Annotated in this window: 21 protein-coding genes; 13 read left to right on the top strand and 8 right to left on the bottom strand. The window is 69.7% G+C overall.

What is annotated here, in order from left to right:
- Window positions 1–313: 313 nt before the first annotated feature.
- Both A37U_RS0104965 and A37U_RS0104960 read right to left on the bottom strand, forming a co-directional pair.
- On the bottom strand, window positions 314–658 hold the full coding sequence (locus tag A37U_RS0104965; RefSeq protein WP_020495514.1) for a VOC family protein: 345 nt from the start codon (window positions 656–658) through the stop codon (window positions 314–316).
- Window positions 659–716: 58 nt separating this feature from the next.
- Window positions 717–1,331, bottom strand: a complete 615-nt coding sequence (locus A37U_RS0104960; protein ID WP_020495513.1) for a TetR/AcrR family transcriptional regulator — start codon at window positions 1,329–1,331, stop codon at window positions 717–719.
- Between the two features lie 106 nt (window positions 1,332–1,437).
- On the opposite strand from A37U_RS0104960, the gene A37U_RS0104955 reads away from it, so the two are divergent.
- Genes A37U_RS0104955 through A37U_RS0104940 form a run of 4 tightly spaced genes read left to right on the top strand, consistent with a single transcriptional unit; the run spans window position 1,438 to window position 7,548 of the window.
- Entirely contained in the window at window positions 1,438–3,126 is a 1,689-nt protein-coding gene (locus tag A37U_RS0104955; RefSeq protein ID WP_020495512.1) for an amidohydrolase, read from the top strand.
- Window positions 3,127–3,163: 37 nt separating this feature from the next.
- Window positions 3,164–4,627 (top strand): aldehyde dehydrogenase family protein, encoded by a 1,464-nt coding sequence (locus tag A37U_RS0104950; protein ID WP_026196884.1) that lies wholly within the window; start codon window positions 3,164–3,166, stop codon window positions 4,625–4,627.
- 27 nt (window positions 4,628–4,654) lie between these two features.
- Window positions 4,655–6,031 (top strand): aminotransferase family protein, encoded by a 1,377-nt coding sequence (locus A37U_RS0104945; protein WP_020495510.1) that lies wholly within the window; start codon window positions 4,655–4,657, stop codon window positions 6,029–6,031.
- Complete coding sequence (locus A37U_RS0104940) at window positions 6,031–7,548, top strand: APC family permease (RefSeq protein ID WP_020495509.1); 1,518 nt, start codon at window positions 6,031–6,033, stop codon at window positions 7,546–7,548. Before A37U_RS0104945 ends, A37U_RS0104940 begins: the two co-directional genes overlap by 1 nt.
- 14 nt (window positions 7,549–7,562) lie before the next feature.
- Here the strand turns inward: A37U_RS0104940 and A37U_RS0104935 are convergent, their stop codons facing one another.
- A complete protein-coding gene (locus tag A37U_RS0104935; protein ID WP_020495508.1) occupies window positions 7,563–7,931 on the bottom strand; it encodes a VOC family protein in 369 nt (122 codons plus the stop codon).
- Between the two features lie 31 nt (window positions 7,932–7,962).
- Complete coding sequence (locus A37U_RS0104930; RefSeq protein WP_020495507.1) at window positions 7,963–8,736, bottom strand: oxidoreductase; 774 nt, start codon at window positions 8,734–8,736, stop codon at window positions 7,963–7,965.
- Window positions 8,737–8,814: 78 nt separating this feature from the next.
- On the opposite strand from A37U_RS0104930, the gene A37U_RS0104925 reads away from it, so the two are divergent.
- From A37U_RS0104925 to A37U_RS0104900, 6 genes are all read left to right on the top strand, one after another.
- Complete coding sequence (locus A37U_RS0104925) at window positions 8,815–9,387, top strand: TetR/AcrR family transcriptional regulator (RefSeq protein WP_026196883.1); 573 nt, start codon at window positions 8,815–8,817, stop codon at window positions 9,385–9,387.
- A gap of 4 nt (window positions 9,388–9,391) precedes the next feature.
- Window positions 9,392–9,892, top strand: a complete 501-nt coding sequence (locus A37U_RS0104920) for a pyridoxamine 5'-phosphate oxidase family protein (protein WP_020495505.1) — start codon at window positions 9,392–9,394, stop codon at window positions 9,890–9,892.
- Window positions 9,893–10,135: 243 nt separating this feature from the next.
- Entirely contained in the window at window positions 10,136–11,986 is a 1,851-nt protein-coding gene (locus A37U_RS0104915; RefSeq protein ID WP_157182607.1) for a DEAD/DEAH box helicase, read from the top strand.
- On the top strand, window positions 11,986–12,513 hold the full coding sequence (locus A37U_RS0104910) for an SWIM zinc finger family protein (protein ID WP_020495503.1): 528 nt from the start codon (window positions 11,986–11,988) through the stop codon (window positions 12,511–12,513). The genes A37U_RS0104915 and A37U_RS0104910 overlap by 1 nt, the downstream gene beginning before the upstream one ends.
- Window positions 12,514–12,518: 5 nt before the next feature.
- The gene (locus A37U_RS0104905; protein WP_020495502.1) at window positions 12,519–13,397 is read left to right on the top strand and encodes an NAD-dependent protein deacetylase; all 879 of its coding nucleotides are present in this window, start codon (window positions 12,519–12,521) and stop codon (window positions 13,395–13,397) included.
- Between the two features lie 40 nt (window positions 13,398–13,437).
- Window positions 13,438–14,367 (top strand): phosphatase PAP2 family protein, encoded by a 930-nt coding sequence (locus tag A37U_RS0104900; protein WP_020495501.1) that lies wholly within the window; start codon window positions 13,438–13,440, stop codon window positions 14,365–14,367.
- Here the strand turns inward: A37U_RS0104900 and A37U_RS0104895 are convergent.
- Window positions 14,316–15,530, bottom strand: a complete 1,215-nt coding sequence (locus A37U_RS0104895) for an MFS transporter (RefSeq protein ID WP_020495500.1) — start codon at window positions 15,528–15,530, stop codon at window positions 14,316–14,318. The genes A37U_RS0104900 and A37U_RS0104895 overlap by 52 nt on opposite strands.
- Window positions 15,527–15,991 (bottom strand): MarR family winged helix-turn-helix transcriptional regulator, encoded by a 465-nt coding sequence (locus A37U_RS0104890; RefSeq protein WP_020495499.1) that lies wholly within the window; start codon window positions 15,989–15,991, stop codon window positions 15,527–15,529. The genes A37U_RS0104895 and A37U_RS0104890 overlap by 4 nt, the downstream gene beginning before the upstream one ends.
- Window positions 15,992–16,085: 94 nt before the next feature.
- Between A37U_RS0104890 and solA the strand changes: the two genes are divergently transcribed.
- Window positions 16,086–17,210 (top strand): N-methyl-L-tryptophan oxidase, encoded by a 1,125-nt coding sequence (gene solA, locus A37U_RS0104885; RefSeq protein ID WP_020495498.1) that lies wholly within the window; start codon window positions 16,086–16,088, stop codon window positions 17,208–17,210.
- An 11-nt stretch (window positions 17,211–17,221) separates the two neighbouring features.
- Window positions 17,222–18,646, top strand: coding sequence for an AMP-binding protein (locus tag A37U_RS0104880; protein WP_020495497.1), 1,425 nt, complete (start codon window positions 17,222–17,224; stop codon window positions 18,644–18,646).
- Between the two features lie 5 nt (window positions 18,647–18,651).
- Here A37U_RS0104880 and A37U_RS0104875 read toward each other — a convergent pair whose 3' ends face one another.
- Both A37U_RS0104875 and A37U_RS0104870 read right to left on the bottom strand, forming a co-directional pair.
- Complete coding sequence (locus tag A37U_RS0104875; protein ID WP_020495496.1) at window positions 18,652–19,347, bottom strand: nucleotidyltransferase domain-containing protein; 696 nt, start codon at window positions 19,345–19,347, stop codon at window positions 18,652–18,654.
- 20 nt (window positions 19,348–19,367) lie between these two features.
- Window positions 19,368–20,132, bottom strand: a complete 765-nt coding sequence (locus A37U_RS0104870; RefSeq protein WP_205622874.1) for a putative hydro-lyase — start codon at window positions 20,130–20,132, stop codon at window positions 19,368–19,370.
- Between the two features lie 93 nt (window positions 20,133–20,225).
- On the opposite strand from A37U_RS0104870, the gene rhmD reads away from it, so the two are divergent.
- Window positions 20,226–21,422 carry an L-rhamnonate dehydratase gene (gene rhmD, locus A37U_RS0104865; RefSeq protein WP_020495494.1) on the top strand — a complete coding sequence of 399 codons (1,197 nt, stop codon included), beginning with the start codon at window positions 20,226–20,228 and terminating at the stop codon, window positions 21,420–21,422.
- Window positions 21,423–21,440: the final 18 nt, after the last annotated feature.

Below are 21,440 nucleotides of genomic sequence, written 5' to 3'. Positions count from 1 at the left end.
GCGTCCGGGATGTAGAGAAGGATTTATTCCCGTCCCCTTCGACGGGTCCTCATAGAGCCGATCAAGCATATCCACGGTGCTTCGGATAATGTCAACAGCGCAGAAGTAGAACAATAGTTTCAATGGGTTTCGCGTTCCGTGGCACGGAACATCCCGTTCGAATTAACTCCGAGAATTCACTGGATCGGCGGTTCACGAATCCGTTCTGCCGTGTTTCCCGGAAATTTCGCGCACTCATGATAGCGAGATTTGCATAGCGACACGAGCATGCAATCGGGTGGGCCCGGACCCGTGTGCACGCTCGGTGCCGGGTTCACCCCCGGAGTGGTCCGGTGAACACGATGCGATTGCCGTCCGGATCGGTCAACGGCATGATCCGCACGGTCGTGGCGTCGAGCGGGCCCTCGTGCTCGATCCCGGCCCGGTCGAGCTGGGTGGCGCGCGCGTCCAGATCCGACTCGTCGAGCACCATCGCGGAGCGGCCCGCCCGTTCGGGTTCGGCCCACACCTGCACGCCGAGACTCTCGCCGAGATGCCATTCCAGTAGCCCGTCCATCGGGCGGGCGTCCGGGCCGCGCCCGAACAGGGTCGTGTACCACCGCTGCGCGCGGTCCAGCTCGGTCACGGTCAGATTCGCCAATATCCGGATGATCGCCATGGTCTTCGTCCTTCCGTTCGTGGATGTCGTATGGAGAGACCGGCCGGAGGCGGCGAACTCATCGCTGGTCGAGCAGATCCGTCCGCGCGGTCATCACGGCGAGGTAGCCCAGCAGGGCGGCGCGCGCCTCGGTCGCGCTCAGTGATCGGTTCCCGCTGATCAGATGCAGACCGTAGCCGTCCTCGAGGGCCACCGTGTTGCGGGCGATCTCCTCGAGCGGGCGGGCCAGGGTGAACTCGCCGAGCCCGGCGCCGAGCTCGAGCACCGAACGGTAGAGCGCGACCTCCCGGTCGAACAGGCTGGACATCAGTGCGGCATGGCCGGCGCTGCGGTCGGCGAGCGAGTGCATCTCGTAGAGCAGCCGCGCGACCGCGTCCTCGGCGCCGGCGGGCAGCCCGGACCGTACCGCGGCGCGCAACTTGGCCCCCGGTTCCTGTTCCGCGCCGATGCGCTCGACCCTGGCCCGGTAGAAGTCCGCGACCGCGCCGCTGTGCACCTCGAGCATCAGCTCGGCGATCTCCGGGTAGTAGTAGAGCACCGAACCGGGGGACAGCCCGGCGTGTGCGGCGATGTCTCGTACCCGCACTTCGGCGAGTCCCCGTTCGCGGACCGCGCGCCCGGCGGCCTCGATGATCAGCGAGCGTCGCTCGCCCTGACGTTTGGGTCGTGGCATGGCTTCATTCTTCAAATCGATGCACGGCTTCGGGAACGGCGATAGCCGTATCTCCCGACATCCATTGACACGGTACCGCTCGATACTTTGAATTGTAGTGCAAAGAATGAGCCCTCGCGAGGACAGCGGTGTTCCGCTCGAAGGGAAGTGCCAGGCGATGAACGAGGCGGAGCTGATCTTCCGCAACGGCACGGTGCGCACCGTGGACGGTGCGCCCTCCGATGCGCTCGCGGTCGGCGGCGGTCGCATCCTGGCGATCGGCGATGCGGATGTGCGCCCGCTGCTCGGCCCGCGTACCGAGGTCGTGGACCTGGGCAGTGGTGCGCTGCTTCCCGGGTTCCAGGACGCGCACGCGCATCCGGTGCTCGGCGGGCTGCACCGGATGGAGTGCGACCTGAGCGCCTGGCACTCCCGGCGGGACTATCTGCGCGAGATCCACGCCTACGCGGCCAGCCATCCGGAACTGGAGTGGATCACCGGGAGCGGCTGGTACGGCGATGTGTTCGAGGGCGGTTTCCCGGACCGGGAAACGCTGGACCGGGTGGTCGGTTCCCGGCCCGCGGTGCTGCGCAGCCACGACGCGCACGGGGTCTGGGCGAATTCGGCCGCCCTGCACCGGGCCGGGATCACCGCGGCGAGCCCGGATCCCGAAGGCGGCCGGATCCTGCGCGATACCGAGGGCGAACCGACCGGGATGCTCGTGGAGTCCGCGGCCGAACTGGTCACCCGGCTGCTGCCGGAGCCGGGGGAGCAGACCCTGCGCAAGGCGATCCGGAACGCGCAGCGATACCTGCACGGGTTGGGGATCACCGCCTGGCAGGACGCGGCGGTGGGCAGCGCGCTCGGGCTGCCGGACATCGGGCCCGCCTACGCCGCGCTCGCCGCGAACGGGGAACTGACCGCGAAGGTGACCGGGGCGCTGTGGTGGGACCGGGAACGCGGCCTCGAGCAGGTCCCCGAACTCGTGGAACGGCGCAGGCGGCTGGCCGGGCCGGGGTTCACCCCGAGCGCGGTCAAGATCATGCAGGACGGGGTGTGCGAGAACCTGACCGCCGCGGTGCTCGAGGACTACCACGGCGTTCCCGGTGAGCGGGGAATGAGCTTCCTCGATCCGGAGCGGCTCGCCGCGCTGGTGGACGCGCTGACCGGGGCCGGCTTCGATCTGCATTTCCACGCGGTCGGCGACCGGGCCGTGCGCGAATGCTTGGACGCGGTGCAGAAAGCCGGGCGGGACGGGGATTTCCGGCACCAGATCGCGCACATCGACCTGATCGCCGAGCGCGAGGTGGCCCGGATGCGTGAGCTCGGGGTGCTCGCGAACCTGCAGCCGCTGTGGGCGCGCCAGGATCCGGTGCTGGTGGAGACCAAGCTGCCCTATCTCACCGAAAGCCAGCGCGCCCGGCATTTCGCGTTCGGTGCGCTGGAGCGGGCCGGGGTCGGGCTGGCGATGGGCAGCGACTGGCCGGTCTCGGATCCCGCCCCGCTGTGGGGAATCCACGTCGCGGTCAACCGGACGGCACCGCCCGGTGACCCGCACGCCGCCGATCCGCGCTCGCGCACCGCTCCGCTGCTGGCGGGGGAGGCGATCCCGGCGGAACGGGCCGTCTCCGCCTATACGGCCGGATCCGCGCGGGCGAACCGGCTCGGCGACCGGACCGGGCGGCTCGCCCCCGGGCTCGCCGCCGACCTCGTGGTGCTGGACGCGGACCCGGTGACCGTGGCGCCGGAGGAGATCGGCGCGATCGGGGTCGGGATGACCTTCGCCGACGGCCGGCTCGTGCACGAGCGCGGCTGAATACTTTGAACGAGAACGCAAAGAACAAGGAGTGCTCGTGACCGGACAGACCCTGCAACACTGGACCGCGCTCGCCGCCCGGATCCGGTTTCCCGAGGCCGCGTTCATCGGCGGCGAACCGGTCAGCGCACCGGTTACCTTCGCCTCGGTGAACCCGGCGACCGGGAAGGTGCTCGCCGAGGTCAGCGCCTGCGGTACCGCGGAGGCGGACCGCGCGGTCGCGGCGGCGCGCGCCGCCTTCACCGATGGCCGCTGGTCGAAGCGCCCTGGCGAGCGCAAACAAGCCCTGCTGCGGCTGGCCGAGCTCATCGAACGGGACGCAGGAGAACTGGCCCTGCTCGACTCGCTGGACATGGGCAAACCGGTGCGCGAGGCGGCCGCGGTGGACATTCCCGGCTCGGCGGCGATCCTGCGCTGGTATGCCGAGGCCATCGACAAGTGCTACGGGCAGGCCGTGCCGACCGAGCCGGGCAATCACGCCTGGGTCGAGGCACTGCCCCTCGGGGTGGTCGCGGCCGTGGTGCCATGGAACTACCCGCTGGAGATGGCCATCTGGAAACTCGGACCGGCACTCGCCGCGGGCAACACCGTGGTGCTCAAACCCGCGGAGCAGTCCCCGTTCTCCGCGCTGCGCCTCGCCGAACTCGCCGTGGAGGCCGGAGTGCCGGACGGAGTGCTGAACGTGCTGCCCGGGCTCGGGGAACAGGCGGGAAGGGCGCTCGGCGTGCATCCGGATGTGGACTGTGTGACCTTCACCGGTTCCACCGAGGTCGGCAAGCTGTTCCTGGGTTATGCCGCGGAATCCAACGCCAAGCAGGTGTGGCTGGAGATGGGCGGCAAGAGCCCGAACCTGGTGTTCGCCGACGCGGATCTGGAGGCGGCCGCGGCCAAGGCCTGCTTCGGCGCCTTTTACAACGCGGGCCAGGTGTGCTCGGCGAACACTCGGCTGCTGGTGCAGCGCTCGGCGCAGGAGGAACTGCTGGACCGGCTGAGCGCGCACCTGGACGAGTACCGCCCCGGTGATCCGCTCGACCCGGCCTGCGGGATCGGCGCGCTGGTCTCGGCCGAACACGCCGAACGGGTACGCGGCTACGTCGAGCTCGGCAAGCGGGAAGCGCGCCTGGTCGCCGGCGGGAACGCGCGGGACAACTTCGTGGCGCCGACCGTGTTCGCCGGGGCACACAACGACATGCGGATCGCCCGCGAGGAGATATTCGGTCCGGTGCTCACCGTGATCCCGTTCGACACTGAGGAGGAAGCGCTCGCCATCGCCGCGGACAGCCGGTACGCGCTCGCCGCCTCGGTGTGGACCACCGATCTCGCCCGCGCGCACCGGGTGGCCGACGCCCTGCGGGTGGGCACCGTCTCGGTCAACACCGTGGATGTGCTCACCGTGCAGACCCCGTTCGGCGGATTCGGCGAGTCCGGATTCGGCAGGGACCTCTCGCTGCACGCGCTGGCCAAATTCACCGGGCAGCGCACGACCTGGATCAGTTACTGAAGAACACCTCAGGAAAGGCAGAAGAACATGACGACCGATCTCGCCGCGCGCGACCGCGCGAACATCATCCATCCGTATCTCCCCGCGAGCAGCACCGAGCGGGTCGTGATGACCGAGGGCCGCGGTTCCCGGTTGTGGGACACCGAGCACCGCGAGTACATCGATGCGACCGGTGGGCTCTGGCTCGCCCAGATCGGGCACGGCCGCGCCGAACTCGCCGACGCGGCCCGGGCGCAGATGGCCAAGCTCGAATACTTCACCAGTTTCTGGGAGTTCTCCAACGAACCCGCGATCGAACTCGCCGAACGCCTCGTGTCGATCAGCCCGGCGCACCTGGAGCGGGTGTACTTCACCTCCGGTGGTTCGGAGGGCAACGAGGCCGCGATCAAGATGGCCCGCTACTACCACCACCGGCGCGGGGACACGAACCGGACCTGGATTCTCGGCCGGGACCGCGGGTACCACGGCGGTGGCATCGGCGGCAGCTCGGTGAACGGATTCTCGCTGTACCACGAGGGTTTCGGGCCGATGATGCCGGATGTCAAGCACCTGACCCCGCCGTGGCCGTACCGCACCGAACTGTTCGACGGGCAGGACTGCACCGATTTCTGTGTCGCCGAACTGGAACGCACCATCGCCGAATTGGGTGCGGAGAACATCGCCGCGATGCTCGCCGAGCCCATCATGGGAGTCGGCGGGATGATCGTGCCACCGGCCGACTACTGGCCGAGGATCGCGGAAGTGTTGCACCGTAACGGGATTCTGCTGATCTTCGACGAGGTGGTCACCGCGTACGGCAGGCTCGGCAGCTGGTTCGCCGCCGAACACTTCGGGGTGCGCCCGGACATCGTGGTCACCGCGAAGGGCATCACCAGCGGCTACCTTCCCCTCGGCGCGGTGCTCACCAGCGGGGAGGTCGGCGAGGTACTCGGCCGTGAGCACGGATTCCCGGTCGGCTACACGTACAACGGGCACCCCACCGCCTGCGCGGTCGCGCTGGCCAACCTGAACATCATCGAGCGCGAGGGATTGCTCGAGCGGGCCACCAAGATCGGTGACTTCCTCGCCGCCGAACTGCGCGGCGAGCTCGGCGAGCTGGCCCGGGTCGGTGAGGTGCGCAACCAGGGCATGATGCTGGCCGTGGAACTGGTCACCGACCGGGAGAGCAGGCAGTCGCTGCCCGGAATCCAGCAGATCGCCGACACCATCCGCGCGGACAACGGGGTGATCGTGCGCGACGCGGCGACCGCGCTCGTGCTCTCCCCGGCACTGACCCTGTCCGAGGACGAGGCCGGTGCCGTGGCACGGGCGATCGGCGAGGTGCTCGCGCGCACCGAGGCCGATGGCACCGTGCGCCCGCGCGGCACCGATCCCAGCGGCACCGATTCGACCGGGGCCCGCTGATGTCCGGCCCGCCCTCGAGCAGCGGTGAACTCGGCGCTGGCGAGTTCGTCAATACCGAGTCGCAGAACATCCGGCGTAACCTCCGCCGGTTCGACACGATCTGTTTCGCGATCGCCGCGATCATCTCGATCGACACCATCGGCCAGATCGCCACATCCGGTGCGGAAGCGTTCACCTGGACCGCCGTGCTCGTCGTGACGCTGCTGTTCCCCTACGGGCTGATCATGGCCGAACTCGGCAGCGCGTTCCCGCACGAGGGCGGGCCGTATGTCTGGCTGCGCAAGGCATTCGGCAAACTCACCGCCGGTGTCGGCACGATGTTCTACTGGATCACCAATCCGGTGTGGCTCGGCGGTTCCATCACCTTTCTCGCCGCGGCCACCTGGGAGAGCTTCCTGGTGCCCGGCAAGGCGGGCGGGGTCGGCGACTATCTGTTCAAGATCGTGTTCATCTGGGTCGCCATCCTCGGCGCGGTGGTGAGCCTGCGGTACGGCAAATGGTTCGTCACTTTCGGCGCCATCTGCAAGGTGGGCCTGGTCGCCGTGTTCGCGGTGACCGTGCTCGTCTACGCCGCGCGGAACGGGGTGCACGGGTACGCCGCGGGCGCCTTCGCCCCGACCGCCTCGGGTTTCCTCGGCGTGGCCCCGGTGCTGATGTTCGCCCTCGTCGGGTTCGAAGCGCCGAACGGGGCGGCCGAGGAGATGCACAATCCACGCCGCGATGTGCCGCGGATGGTCGCCGTCTCCGGGATCACCTCGGCACTGTGCTATCTGGTGCCGATCTTCGGGATCGTCGCGGTGCTGCCCTCGGACAAGATCAACGGTCTCGACGGGTTCATGGGCGCGATCGGCGAGGTCTTCTCCGTCTACGGCTCCGCCGCGCCCGCGATGACCGCGATCGCCGCCGCGGTGTTCGTGCTCGTGCTGCTCAACCAGGGCGTTTCCTGGATGATGGCCTCGGACCGGGTGCAGGCGGTCGCCGGGATGGACGGCGCCTTCCCGCGGTGGTTCGGCGCCTTCCACCCGAAGCTCAACACGCCGCTGCGGGTCAATCTGCTCTCCGGCGTGGTCGCCACCGCGTTCATGCTCGTGGCCACCCAGCTGCAGAGCGGTTCGGGATCGGCCGTGTTCGGCGTCGTGCTCAACGTCGCGGTGAGTACCCTGCTGATGTCCTATCTGGTCATCTTCCCGACCGTGCTCGTGTTGCGCCGCAAGGCTTCCGGGACCGAGCGGCCGTTCAAGGTCCCGTTCGGGCGCCTCGGTCTCGGCGTGTGCTTCGGGATCAGCTACCTGTGGGTGCTGCTCGGGGTGTGGCAGACCGTCGCACCGGGCGTGCTGGAAAGCGCCTTCGGGGTGCCGTACGATTTCCGGGGAACCTGGGGCATTTCCCGCGCCGAATTCGAACTGTTCACCTTCGGCACGCTGCTGGTCATCGCCCTGCTCGCGCTCGGCGGATACGCCATCGCCCGGCGCAACCGGGCATCGTCCGCGGAACCGGTGGCACGGCAGTATTCCTGAGGGCGGACCTGCCCTCAGGCCGCTCGCAGGCAGAACGGATGTCCGGCCGGGCTGGCGTAGACGCGGCTGCCGTCGCGGGTGTCCGGGCCGAGCTCACCGACGGGGCGCAGCCGGGTGGCACCGGCCGCGATCGCCGTACGGTCGGCGCTTGCGAGGTCGTCGACGGTGAAGTCGAGGTGCAGCTGCTGGGAGAGACCGTCCGGCCAGTCCGGGGCGGTGTGTCCCGGAGCCGACTGGATCACGACCACCGGGAAACCGGGGGCCTGAATGAAGTGATGGCTCGGTGTGCGGGCGACCGAGCCGCCGAGCAGGTGGTGCCAGAAGGCGCTCTCGGGCTCCAGCTCGGCGGCCTCGATGATCACGGAACTCAGTGTGATGCTCACGGGAATCTCCTGTTCTCGGGCCGGATGCCGGTCATACGGCCGGGATGATGCCGCCGTCAACGCGGAACTGTGCTCCGGTGAGCCACTTCGCGCGTCCGGAAGCGAGGAAGGCGATCAGTTCGGCGACGTCCTCGGGATCCCCTGGCCGACCCATCGGAACCTTCAGCTCATCCACGATCTGCTGGGTGATGGCCTCGGGTGGCACGCCCTGTTGCCCGGCCAGGTGCCGGAGGTGGTCGGCGGCGCCTTCGGTCACGACGAAGCCAGGCAGGACGCACACCACGCGCACCCCGTGCTCGCCCACCTCGGTGGCGAGCTCACGGCTGTAGGTGTTCAGCGCCGCCTTGGCCGCGGCGTACGAAGCCTCCGTGCGCTGCGGGAGCCTGCTGGCGATCGAGGAGACGTGCACGACGACACCACGACCCCGTTCGACCATTCCCGGCACCAAGGCCCGGTCCAGGCGCACGGCGCTGAACAGGTTCATCTCCAAGTCCGCCCGCCAGGACTCCTCCGAACGGCTCAGCGTCGGTGCCGGTGCGCTCGCCGCGCCCGCGTTGTTCACCAGGACATCCACGCCACCGACGAGGTCAATGACCGATCGGCCGAGCTCCGTCACGCCGTCCTGGGTGGCGAGGTCCGCAGGAATGAACAGGGCACCGGTGTCCGGCTCCGGCCTGCTGCGAGAGGCGGACAGCACGGTCGCGCCGGCAGCGGCGAACCGGCGGGCGGTCGCGGCGCCCAGCCCCCGGCTGCCGCCGGTGACCAGCACACGAAGTCCGTCCAGTCCTTCCTCCGTGATCGTCATGAGGTCTCCTCACCTAAAATGAATCCGACTCCGGATACGATACACAACCTGAGTCGGACTCACCTTATGGAGGTTCCGTTGTCCTCAGCACGTCCGCTGCGCGCCGATGCGCGCCGCAACCGCGAGGCACTGCTGGCGGCGGCGCGGGAAGCGTTCCTCAGCGGCGACACCGACTCGCATGTGGAGGAGATCGCCCGCAGCGCGGGGGTTGCCGTCGGGACGCTCTACCGTCACTTCGAGACACGCGAAGCCCTCATCGAAGAGGTCTATCGCAAGGAAGTCGACGAACTGTGCGCCGCACCCGCCGAACTCCTGGAGCGGCATGCCCCGGAGGAGGCTCTGCGGCGCTTTTTGCTGCTGCTCGTGGAACACGCCGCCGTCGGCAAAGGAATGTCGGTCGCGCTGGAGAGCATCATGGCCACGGCCTCGCCGGTCTTCGAGACCGCTCGCACGCAGATGGCGAATGCCCTGACGCAACTGCTCGATGCCGGTGTCGCGGCCGGTGTCGTCCGGGACGGCATCACCGGTCCTACGCTGCTGCGTGCCCTGGGCGGTATCTGCGGAATGCGCGCCACCGAAGGCTGGCAGGGCGAGGCCCGGCAGATCACCGCCCTGCTCTTCGACGGCCTGCGCTACGGTACGGCAAGCTAAGGGCATGCAGGAGACTCCAGAAGACCTGGACTGGTTGCAGTGCTTGCTGGACGACTCGTACGCCGCGGCTGGCCCGCACCTCCGGTCGATCGTCGGCCAGGAACGCCGCCTCGATGCCGCGGGCGTGGTCGCCGAGCTGGGGGCCATGCGGGTGATGGTGCTGGCCACCACCACGGCCAGGGGCGAACCCCGGGCCGGTCCGGTCGACGGCTTGTTCCATCGGGGCCGGTTCCACTTCGGGTCGGGCGCCGATTCCGTGCGGTTCCGGCACATCCGCGCCCGTCCCGCCGTCTCCGCCTCGGTCATCGAGGGGGAACGCCTGCAGATCACCGTGCACGGCAGGGCCCGGGTGCTCTCCCCGGCGGCGGATCCGGAACTGGCGGCGTTCCTCATCGGTGTGTACGGCCGCGAGGCCTGGGACACCTGGATGAGCGCGCTTCCGTGGGCGCGGATCGACCCCGAGCGGATGCTCACCTTCGTCAACGAGGCCGCGCGGGAAACATAGAACCCGAATACCGCATCGCGCGTTTCAGGACGATTTCGTGCCCCGTTTTCGTTCCTGGCCGAAATGGTAACCCGTTCCGGAATTGCCGAATCCAGTCGGCTTTCCCGGTCACTGCACACCTTGATGACCTGGTCCGACAGCTCGGATTTCCCGTCCATGGACACGTCGATCACCGATTTGTCAAATTTGCCACTGGGCCGGTTCGTGAATACCCTTGCCAAAGAAATCGGGAACGGGGTGAGCATGAATTTTCCTGGCGAGCTGCAGGCCACCTTCGTGCCGGACGAGGGCGGGTTCGCGTTCTGGGGCTCGGCCGAGCCGATCGAGGCGGTGCGCGCGCTCGGGCTGCCGGAGGGACGCGCGGCGGAGTGCGCGCTGGCCGTACCGGACGGGGACCGGGTGGGTCCGGCCCGGGTGCCGAGCCGGGTGGTGGAACTAGACGCGGCCCTGCCCGCGCTGCGGGCGCTGCCGGAAGACACGGGCCTCGCCGATTCGCTGCGGGCCTGGCGCCGGGCCGCGCGGCTACTGGAGGTCGACGCGGGTGACCCGGAATTCGCCGCGCTCGCGGCCGCGATGCCCGTCGCGGCGCATGCGGTGCTCGATGCCGAACAGGACGCGATCCGTTCCCCGGACGCGCTGCTCGCGCTGTTCCGTTCCGGCGCGGGGCTCGGGCGGGCACTGGAACGGGCCGGGATCCATGCGGAGCTGCGTCCCTATCAGCGCGCCGGTCTCGCCTGGCTGGGCGGTCTTTCCGATGGTGGCGTGCTCGCCGACGAGATGGGGCTCGGCAAGACGTTGCAGACGATCTGCCTGCTCGCCACCCGCGGGGACGGACCGCATCTGGTGGTGTGCCCGACCTCGCTGCTCGGCAACTGGCGGCGCGAACTGGAGAAGTTCAGCCCGCGCACCCCGGTCGTGGTGCATCACGGCCCGGGGCGCGGGCTTTCCGGCGAGCTCGAACCGTCCACCGTGGTGGTGACCGGTTACCCGGTGCTGCGTACCGATACGGCCGCGCTCACCGGGATCGGCTGGGGCGTGCTCGTGCTCGATGAGGCGCAGCAGATCAAGAATCCCGCCGCGCAGGCCACCCGCGCCGCGGCCCGGATCACCGCGCGGACCCGGATCGCGCTGACCGGAACCCCGGTGGAGAACCATCTCGAGGAGCTGTGGTCCATCGTGACGGTCACCAATCCCGGACTGCTCGGCAGTCGCGCCCGGTTCCGGGAGCGGTTCGCCAACCCGATCCGGCAGCGTGGTTCGGCGAGCGCGACACACCGGCTGCGCGGGCTGCTCGGCCCGCATCTGTTGCGCCGCACCAAATCCGAGGTGGCCACCGATCTGCCGGAGAAGCTGTACGCCACGGTCGCCTGCACCCTGACCGGGGAACAGGCCCGCGCCTACACCAGGGCGGTGGACCGTGCCTTCGGCGATGGGTTCGGTTCCGGTATCGAACGCCGTGGCCGAGTGCTCGCCCTGCTCACCACCCTCAAACAGATCTGCAACCATCCCGTGCAGGCCGGTGCCGAGGACGGAGAGCTGACCGGGCGTTCCGGGAAACTGGACCGGGCCACGGAAATGCTCGCCGAGATCACCGACGACGGGGAGCATGCCCTGGTGTTCACCCAGTACCGGGAAATGGGCGAGCTGCTGGCGCGCCATCTCGCCGGGCAGCTCGGCCTGGACACGGTGCCGTTCCTGCACGGCGGTCTGCCGATCGCGCAGCGGGACCGCATGGTCGAACGGTTCCAGCACGATCCGGACGCCCCGCCCGTGCTGCTGCTTTCCCTGCGGGCGGCCGGTTTCGGGCTCAACCTCAGCCGCGCCAACCACGTGCTGCACTATGACCGCTGGTGGAATCCCGCCGTGGAGGAACAGGCCAGCGATCGCGCACACCGCATCGGCCAGCGGCGCACGCTCACCGTGCACACCCTGGTCACCGCGGGCACCGTCGAGGACTACATCGCGCGTATGCACGAGAGCAAACGGGCCCTGGCCGGGGTGGTCTCCGGGGAGTCCGAGGTGTCCGCGCTCGCCGAACTCGGTGACGAGGAACTGCACCGGGTGCTCCGCCTCGACCCGGCCGGGGTGCGGTGATGGCGGGCGAATTCGGTGTGACCCCATGGGGACGCGCCTGGCTGCGCACCGTGGAATCGGCCCGTCTCACCGCGCCGGAACCCGCGCTGCCCAGGGCGCGGCGCATGGCCCGCAACGAGGAGGTGACGGGTCCGCGGGTCACACCGGGTCTGGTCGAGGCGGAGGTGCGCGGGTACCCGGTCCGGATCGAGGTGCCCCCGTTCGAGGACCGTGAGACGGTCGCGCGCCTGCGTGCCGAGCATCCCGCCGGCGCACCGGGCGAACTCGCGGACGAGCTGCACGAGTGCCTTGCCGAACAGGGCATCGGGCTCGCCGAGCTCGGTGAACAGCACTGTGGCTGCGCAGGCCGCAAACCCCGCTGCGTGCACCTGCTCGCCACGCTGTACGCGCTGACCAGGCGAATCGATGAGGAACCCCGGCTTGCCCTCACGGTGCGCGGGGTGGCACCGGCCCAGGAGAACCGCGGCTGGATCGCCCTCGCCGAGGTGCCTGCCGCCGGTTTCTACCTCGGAGACACCCTAGACTGAACAGGGTGCGCACCCGACCGACGCTGAGCTGGACCGGCGAGACCGGAGGCTGCCCGGTCACCGGGGAACTCGACGCGGTCGAGGAGGCGCTGCGTGCGGGCGGCGTACTCGCGCTGAGCGGGGCGGGGATCTCCACCGAATCGGGGATCCCGGACTACCGGGGCGAGACCGGCAGCCTGCGCAGGCACACCCCGATGACCTACGAGGAGTTCCTGCACAGCGCGTCCGGGCGCCGCCGCTACTGGGCGCGCAGTCACCTCGGCTGGCGCACGATCGCCCGCGCCCGGCCGAACGCGGGGCATCACGCGGTCGCCGGGCTGCGGGCCGCCGGGCTGCTCGGCGGGGTCATCACGCAGAACGTGGACGGGCTGCACACCAGCGCGGGCACCCCGGATGTGGTGGAACTGCACGGGAATCTCGACCGGGTGATCTGCCTGGGCTGTTCCCGGTACAGCGGAAGGGAAGCCCTGGACGGGCGGCTGCGCGCGGCGAACCCGGACTTCACCGCGACCACGAGCGAGGTGAACCCGGACGGGGATGTGGAACTGGCCGAGGAACTCGTCCGCGAATTCACCCTCGTGGACTGCGAATCCTGTGGCGGGGTGCTCAAACCGGATGTCGTGTTCTTCGGGGAGAGCGTGCCGCGCCCGCGGGTGGCGCACTGCTTCCGGCTCGTCGACCGGGCGAGCGCGGTGCTGGTGCTCGGTTCCTCGCTCGCGGTCATGTCCGGGCTGCGGTTCGTGCGGCACGCCGCCAAATCCGGCAAGCCCGTGCTGATCGTGAACAACGGCGTGACTCGGGGCGACGGACACGCCCTGCTGCGTGTGCAGCGCCCGCTCGGCACGGTGCTCACCGAACTCGGCGCCCGGCTCGCCCGTCCGTGAACGCAGCGTTGTGATGTAATCCCGTGCCGTGTCGGGAGAAATGTCCGGAGAGGTGCCGGGAGAGGTCAAGCACCGCTGGTTGATCATCGCGTGGGCGAGCATCGCGTTCGCCGTCGCGGTCTACGTGCTCGCCGTGCTCACCCCCGTGGGACAGGCCCTGGAGAACGCCGCGCTGCGCGGCGCGGACCAGGCCGCCGCGGCCGAGAGCGGGCAGGCGGACACCGCGCTGGGCAGGATCACCGTGTACTCGCTGGCCGCGGCCGTCCTCGTGGTCGCCGCGGTCGGGCTGCTGCGCAGGCGGCTCGATCTGACCGTCGTCGCGGTCGGGGTGATCGGGCTCGGCCAGGTGGTGACCCAGGCGCTCAAACGGTTCGTGCTGCCGCGCCCCGAACTGATCCCGGTCTCCGATGCCTATCAGGGCAACAGTCTGCCGAGCGGGCACACCACCATCGGGATGACCGTGCTGTTCGCCGCGCTGATCGTGCTGCCGCACCGGTGGCGCGGGGTGGCCATGTTCTTCGTGCTGAGCTGGGCGGTCGGGATCGGGGCCTACACGATCACCGCGAAATGGCATCGGCTCTCCGACACCCTCGCCGCCGACGCGCTCGCCCTGGCCATCGCCTGCTTCGCCTCGATGTGGCTGGCCCGCCGCGGCCTGGTCAGTGCCTACGAGGGACCGCGGAAAGTCCCGCGGGTGCTGATCGCGGTCTTCTTCGTGGGTGTCGCCGCGGCCTCGCTGGCGCTGGGCCTGCTCCTGTGGCTGCTGCCGATCGGGAACGAAGGATTCGCCGAGACCGTGCGCACCAACACCTGGACGGTGTATCTGGGGGCGGGTTCGCTGGCCTCGGCGGGTTCGATCCTGGCCGCCCTGGTCTTCCTGGCCAGCTGGCGCAGGCTGGCGACCGAGCGGCCGGATCCTCACAGTTCCTCGGCACCGACCAGCGCGGCCTCCTCGGGCACCGTGCGCTGATCCTTGCCCCTGCCGAGCAGCAACAGCCCGGCGATCACACAGCAGACCGCGGCGACCAGGAATGGTGCGTGCGGAAAACCGGTCCACTCCGCGATGTGGCTGACCAGGATCGCGGCCGCGGCGCCACCGAGCCAGCGGCAGAAGTTGTAACCGCCGCTCGCGACCGGGCGTGGTGCCGGGCTCACGCTCATCGCGGTCCCGGTGAACAGGGTGTTCAGCAGCCCGGACACCAGACCGGAGACGATCACCAGCACCACGACCACTGGTTTGCTCGGCACGATCAGTACCGCCATCAGCACCGCGTAGGCCAGCACCGAGAGCGCGGTCGCGTGCCGTTCACCGAGTTTGCCCGCGAGCTTCGGCGCCAGGAACACCCCGGCCACCGCGACCGCGAGACCCCAGCCGAAGAACACCAGCCCGACGTTGATGGCGGAGAATCCGAGCACGAACGGGGTCCAGGCGAGCACCGTGAAGAACGCGAAGGTGTACAGCGCCGAACCGATCGAGGTGCGCAGCAGGCCGCCGTGGCGCAGCGCGCGCAGCGGATCGGAGATCCGGATGCGTTCGGTCTGCAGGTGATTGTCCTTGGCCAGGAACACCACGCACAGCACCAGGCCGACCGCCATCAGGACCGCCGTGCCCAGGAACGGTCCACGCCAGGAGATCGAGCCGAGCAGTGCGCCGAGCAGTGGCCCGATCGCGAGCCCGACCCCGAGCGCCGCCTCGTAGAGCAGGATCGCACCCTTCTGCCCACCGCTCGCCGCGCCGACGATCACCGAGAGCGCGGTGGCGATGAAGAAGGCGTTGCCCAGCCCCCACAACCCGCGCAGCGCGATCAGCTGGCCGATGTCACCGGCCATCGCGCACACCGCGGTGGCGATCACGATCAGCGCGAGCCCGGTGACCACGGTGCGCTTGGCGCCGAACCGGGCGCTGCACGCCCCGGTCACCAGCATCGCGACCACCTGCACCCCCAGATATGAGGCGAACAGCAGGGTGACCTGGGAGGGGCTCGCGTTCAGCCCCTTGGCGATGGAGAGCAGGATCGGGTCGACGAGGCCGATCCCCATGAACGCGATCACCGCGGCGAATGCGGTGATCCAGACCTGTTTCGGTTGTCCTTTCAATGCGTCGAGCAGGCGCGGATGCGCTTCGGTGCTCATCGGCTATCAGTTTTCCTTCCCGAATCGACAGGTGCTTCCTGGTCGAGCAAGCGCTCGAATGCGGGGATCGCGGCCGCGATCGCGATCCGGTCCGATGCGCTGAGCCCGGTGAGCCGTTCGCGGATGAACTCCACCCGGGCCACCACGACCTCGTCGTAGAACCGCCGCCCGGTCTCGGTGAGCTCGACCTTGGTGGCCCTGCGGTCCGCCGGATCCGGGACCCGGCGCACGATTCCCATCCGTTCTAGGCGACCGATCACGTTCGTCATCGAGGGCAGCTGAACCCCCTCGGCCTCGGCGAGCGCGCTCATCCGCGCCGGTCCGCCCTCGACCAGGGCGCGCACGACCGAACCCTGGGTCAGGGTCAGCTGATGCTGCGGGGTCTGGCGCCGGGCGACGTAGTACAGCCGGAACACCAGCGGCCGCAGCGCCGCCGCGAGCTCGGTGATCGGATCATTCACTTAGCCAGTCTAACATTTTTTATTAGTGTAGCTAAGTAATTTAGGTCTCAGGCGTGGCAGACTCATACGCGGCGCAGGCGGAAGGAGAACGGGCATGGGCAGTACGGATGCGCGGGTCGCGGTGATCGGGCTCGGGGCGATGGGCTCGAACGCGTTGTGGCGGCTCGCCGAACGGGGCGTGGAGGCGATCGGGATCGAGCAGTTCGCCGCCGGGCACGACCGCGGCTCCTCGCACGGGGACACGCGGCTGTTCCGCACGGTGTGCCTGGAGCATCCGGGCCTGGTTCCGCTCGCGCGGCGGGCCGCCGAGCTGTGGCGCGAACTCGAGGAACGCACCGGGACCCATCTGCTCGAGCTCACCGGGGGTCTGACCATCGGGGCACCGGACTCGCCGCTGGTCACCGCGACCAGGGAAGCGGCGGAGGCGAACGGGGAACGGTTGACCGATGTCGACCTCGCCACGGAGTTCCCCCAGCACCGGCCGAACACGGCGGGGCACATCGCGCTGCGCGACGAGAACGCCGGAGTGGTGCGACCGGAACGCGGGGTGACGGCGGCCTGCCGTGCTGCGGAGCAGGCCGGTGCGCAGACCGTGTTCGGCAGGCGGGTGCGCGAGGTGACCCCGGACGAGGACGGCGTGCTGGTGCGCACTCCGGAGCAGGACTACCGGGTCGAGCAGGTGGTGCTGACCACCGGAGCCTGGTTGCGCGCCTTCGCGCCCGGGATCCCGCTCGAACCGTTCCGCACCCCGCAGACCTGGTTCGCCCCGCGCGCGGATCCCGAAGGCTTCGCGGTGGATCGGTTCCCGACCTTCATCCGCCAGTTGGACGACGGGCTCCGGATGTGGGGGCACGGCGGGATGGACGGCGGTGACCCGAAATGCGGGCCCGCGGACAACCCGGCGAATCCGCGCACCGATCCGGACGCGCTGGACCGGCGAGTGCGGGAACGGGACTGGGAGCTGATCGGCTCGCTGGTGCGGCGCGGGATCGAGGGCCTGGCCCCGGAACCGAGCAGGGTGACCATCTGCATGTACACCAAGACCCCGGACGAGCAGTTCGTGCTCGGGCGCATCGGGGACCGCGTGGTGCTCGGCGGCGGTGGCAGCGGGCACGCCTTCAAACACGCCACCGCGCTCGGCGAGGCGCTCGCGGACACGGTGACCGGGGAGCCCTCGTGCACCGATCTGTCCTTTGTGGATCCCAAGCGGTTCGGCTGAGGAGGGCGATCATGACTTTCGTACCCGAGGACGGATTCCCACTGTGCTCGATCCCGAGGGCGTACGCCACCGACCGCCCGGATCAGGTGGCCGTGCGCTGCGGGGACGAGGAACTGACCTGGTCGCAGTTGCATCGGGCGAGCAACCGGGTGGCGCACGGACTGCGCGAGCACGGGGTGGAACCGGGGCGGATCGTCTCGCTGCTGCTGCCGAACTCCTGCGCGGCGATCGTGGCGCTGTTCGCCTGCTACAAGGTGGGTGCCATCCCGCAACCGCTCTCGGCGCGGCTGGCCGAGCAGGAGCGCCGGGAGATCCTGGAGCTCGCCGATCCGGGCGCGGTCCTCGAGGGCACCGTCGCGGTCGACGGGCTCTCCGGGTATTCCGATGCGGATCTGCCCGAGGTCATCGCCCCGTCCTGGAAGGCGCCGACCTCGGGCGGTTCCACCGGACGGCCGAAGATCATCCTCGCCGGTCGCGAGGCGGTCTACCGCGGGCTCGACGCGCTGGTGTGGGGCATCGAGCCCGGGGAGCGGTTGCTGCTGCCCGCCCCGCTGCAGCACAACGCGCCGCTGTGCGTGGCGAGCTACGCCCTGTTCGGCGGCGGCACGGTGACCATGCTCGAACGGTTCGATCCGGAGGCCACCCTCGCCGCGGTGGCCCCGAACGCGATCAGCTGGCTGTACCTGGTGCCGACCATGATGCGCCGGATCGAGGCACTTTCCCGGTCCGTGCGCCACGGGTACGACCTGTCCTCGCTGCGCATGGTGTGGCATGTCGCGGCTCCGTGCCCACCGGCCACCAAACGAGCCTGGATCGACTGGCTCGGCCCGGAACGGATCTGGGAGCTCTACGCGGGCACCGAGGCGCAGGCGGGTTGCACGATCAGCGGAACCGAGTGGCTCGAGCATCCCGGTTCGGTCGGCGCCCAGACCTGGGGTGAACTGGCCCTGTTCGATCAGGACGGGGCACGGGTCACGACGCCGCGCACCCCGGGCGAGGTGTACACCAGAGTCACCCCCGGTGAGCCCGCCTCCTACCGTTACATCGGTGCCGAGGCCAAGGAACTGCAGGGCTGGGCCTCACTCGGGGACATCGGCGAATTCGACGAGGACGGGTACCTCTATCTGCACGACCGGCTCACCGACATGATCCTGGTGGGCGGGGTGAACGTGTATCCGGCCGAGGTGGAGAACGCCATCCTCGAACATCCCGGCGCCCTTTCCTGTGCGGTGATCGGCCTCCCGGACGGCGACCTCGGCAGCCGGGTGCACGCCATCGTCGAAGCGGCGGGGGTGACCGAGTCCGAACTCGCCGCGCACCTGGAACCACGGCTCTCCGCGCACAAACGGCCACGGACCTTCGAGCTGGTCACCGAGCCACTGCGGGACGACACCGGGAAGGTGCGCCGCACCGCCCTGCGCGCCGCGCGGATGTGAGCGGGCTACAGCGCCGTCTGGTATCCCTCCCGTAGTGGCCCGCCTGCCCGGTCGAGCACCTCGTTCGCGAGCGCGCGCAGTGTCACCGGATCGCCGAGTGCGGCGCTGAGCTCCTCTGCAAGGCGGGGATCGTGCTCGCGCAGCTCACGCAGCAGCCATTTCCCGGTTCCTTGCCAGTGCCGCGCCTCGAGAAGGGCCAGTTGCGCGGTCTTGGTGAGCAGCCGGGCCGAGATGAACGCGGTCTCGGCCGGGTCGGTGCTGCCGGTGAGATCGTCGAGCAGATCGGTCAGTTCGAAGCGGTGCGCCGCGAGTTCGGCCCCGGTCGCCGCGGCGGGACCTGCGGCGAGCCTGCCGCGCATCTCCTCCTGCAGGCGCGAACCCAGGTCCCGGCGGTCGGCGAGGATCACTCCCTCGGCGATCAACCGGGGAAGCCCGGGCCAGCGGCGGGCGAGGTGGTCCGCGCAGGCGGCGGACAGGGTCCGCTCGTCGTGTTCGAGCACTTCCACCGGCCAGCTCTGCCAGTGCAGCGCGTGGTGGGTCGCCCGCTCGCGGGGCGCGGTGACCACCAGCATGTCCAGATCGGAGGTCGCCGTCCTGCGCGGGGTGAGGACGCTGCCGCCCACGATCACCAGATGCGCCGCGCCGAAGCGGTGGCGCGCCAGATCACGCGCCGCCCTGACCGGATCCTGTTCCTCGTGCACCGGACCAGGATCGCACCCGCTCAGTCGGCGTAGTGGTGTTCGGGGACATCGGTGACGAACATGTGCCCGGGGGCGTGGGTGATCGCGAACGGCGGCCGGGAGGCCATGATCGCGGACTGCGGGGTGACTCCGCAGGCCCAGAACACCGGTACCTCGCCGGGCCGGATCTCCACGGGGTCGCCGAAGTCCGGGGCGGAGAGGTCCGCGATCCCGAGCGCTTCGGGGGCGCCGATGTGTACCGGGGCCCCGTGCACCGAGCGGTACCGGCCGCTGATGCGCACCGCGTCCGCGACCCGCCCGGCCGGGAGGGGCCGCATCGAGACCACCAGCGGTCCCGCGAGCCTGCCCGCCGCGCGGCAGCGCCGATCGGTGCGGTACATCGGCACGTTCGTGCCCGCACGCAAGTGCCGGATCTCGATCCCCTCGGCGAGCAGCGGGGCCTCGAAGGTGAAACTGCAGCCGATGAGGAAGGCGACGAGATCGGCCGACCAGTACTCGCGGATATCGTCCGGTTCGGCGATCAGTTCACCGGACCGCCACACCCGGTAGGCGGGCAGGTCGGTGCGCAGATCGGCGTCCTCGGCGAGCACGGTGTGCGGGCTCCCGGCATCGGTGACATCGAGAACCGGGCAGGGTTTCGGATTGCGCTGGGCGAAAAGCAGCACATCGTAGGCATACCCGGCGGGCACCACCACCAGGTTCGCCTGCGCGTACCCGGGTGCGAACCCGGCGCTCGGGCAGCGCAGCCCGGCGCGGAACCGGGCGCGCACCGCGGCCGATTCGATCTCCACGCCGGGCAAGGATAGCTGGATAGGATGCCCGGGGACAGGGATGTCACAGGCACGCTGATGACGAGGCTGATGACGAGGAGGTCACCGGTGACGGTACGGACGGTTCGCGAGGTGCGCGCGTACACGGTCCGCGGCGGCGGCGCGGACTACCACGACCAGCAGGGCGGGCACTGGATCGACGACCGGATCGCCACGCCGATGTCGAAGTACCCGGCCTATCGGGAGAGCCGCCGGTCCTTCGGGCTCAACGTGCTCGGCACCCTGGTCGTCGAGGTCGAGGCGGACGACGGGACCGTCGGATTCGGCGTGACCACCGCGGGGGAGCCGGGCGCGTTCATCGTGGAGCGCCACCTCGCCCGCTTCCTGGAGGGCGCGCCCGCGCACGAACTCGAACGCATCTGGGACCAGATGTACTCGGCGAGCCTGTTCTACGGCCGCAAAGGCCTGGTGCTCAACGCGATCAGCGCGGTCGACCTTGCGCTCTGGGACCTGCTCGGCAAACTGCGCGGGGAACCCGTGTACGCGATGCTCGGCGGGGCCGTGCGGGATCGCCAACCCTTCTACGCGACCGGCGCGCGCCCGGATCTCGCGGAGGGCATGGGGTTTCTCGGCGGGAAGATGCCGGTGCACAACGCGCCCGCCGACGGGGCGGCCGGGCTCGCCGAGACCGTGGAACAGTTCCGCGCCATGCGCGATGTGGTGGACGCGGAGTTCTGGCTGATGGCCGACTGCTGGATGGCCCTCGACGTGGACTACGCGACCCGGCTCGCCGGTGCGCTGCACGAGGTGGGGCTGCGCTGGCTGGAGGAACCGCTCATCCCCGACGACTATTGGGGTCATGCCGAGCTGCGTACCCGGATGCCCAAGGGAATGCTGCTCACCACCGGGGAACACGAGGCCACCCGCTGGGGTTTCCGGATGCTGCTGGAGATGCGCTGCTGCGACATCATCCAGCCGGATGTCGGCTGGTGCGGTGGGCTCACCGAACTGCTGAAGATCTCCGCGCTCGCCGAGAGCGCCGGGGTGCTCGTGGTGCCGCACGGTTCGAGCGTGTACTCGTACCACTTCGCGATCACCAGGCAGCACAGCCCGTTCTCCGAGTTCTTGATGATGCATCCGCAGGCGAGCGAGGTGGTGCCGATGTTCCATCCGCTGCTGCTCGGCGAACCGGTGCCGGAGAACGGAACCCTTTCCCTGGACGAGACCCCCGGATTCGGAGTAGAGCTGAATCCGGAATGCGCGTTGGAGCGGCCGTACACCCACGGCCCAGACACCCACGGATAGCGCAGCGCAGGAGGAGCA

It is taken from the genome of Sciscionella marina DSM 45152 (assembly GCF_000379465.1).
GTDB lineage: Bacteria > Actinomycetota > Actinomycetes > Mycobacteriales > Pseudonocardiaceae > Sciscionella > Sciscionella marina.
The sequence above is the reverse complement of the archived record's forward strand: the minus strand, read 5'-3'. Positions and strand labels throughout refer to the sequence as shown.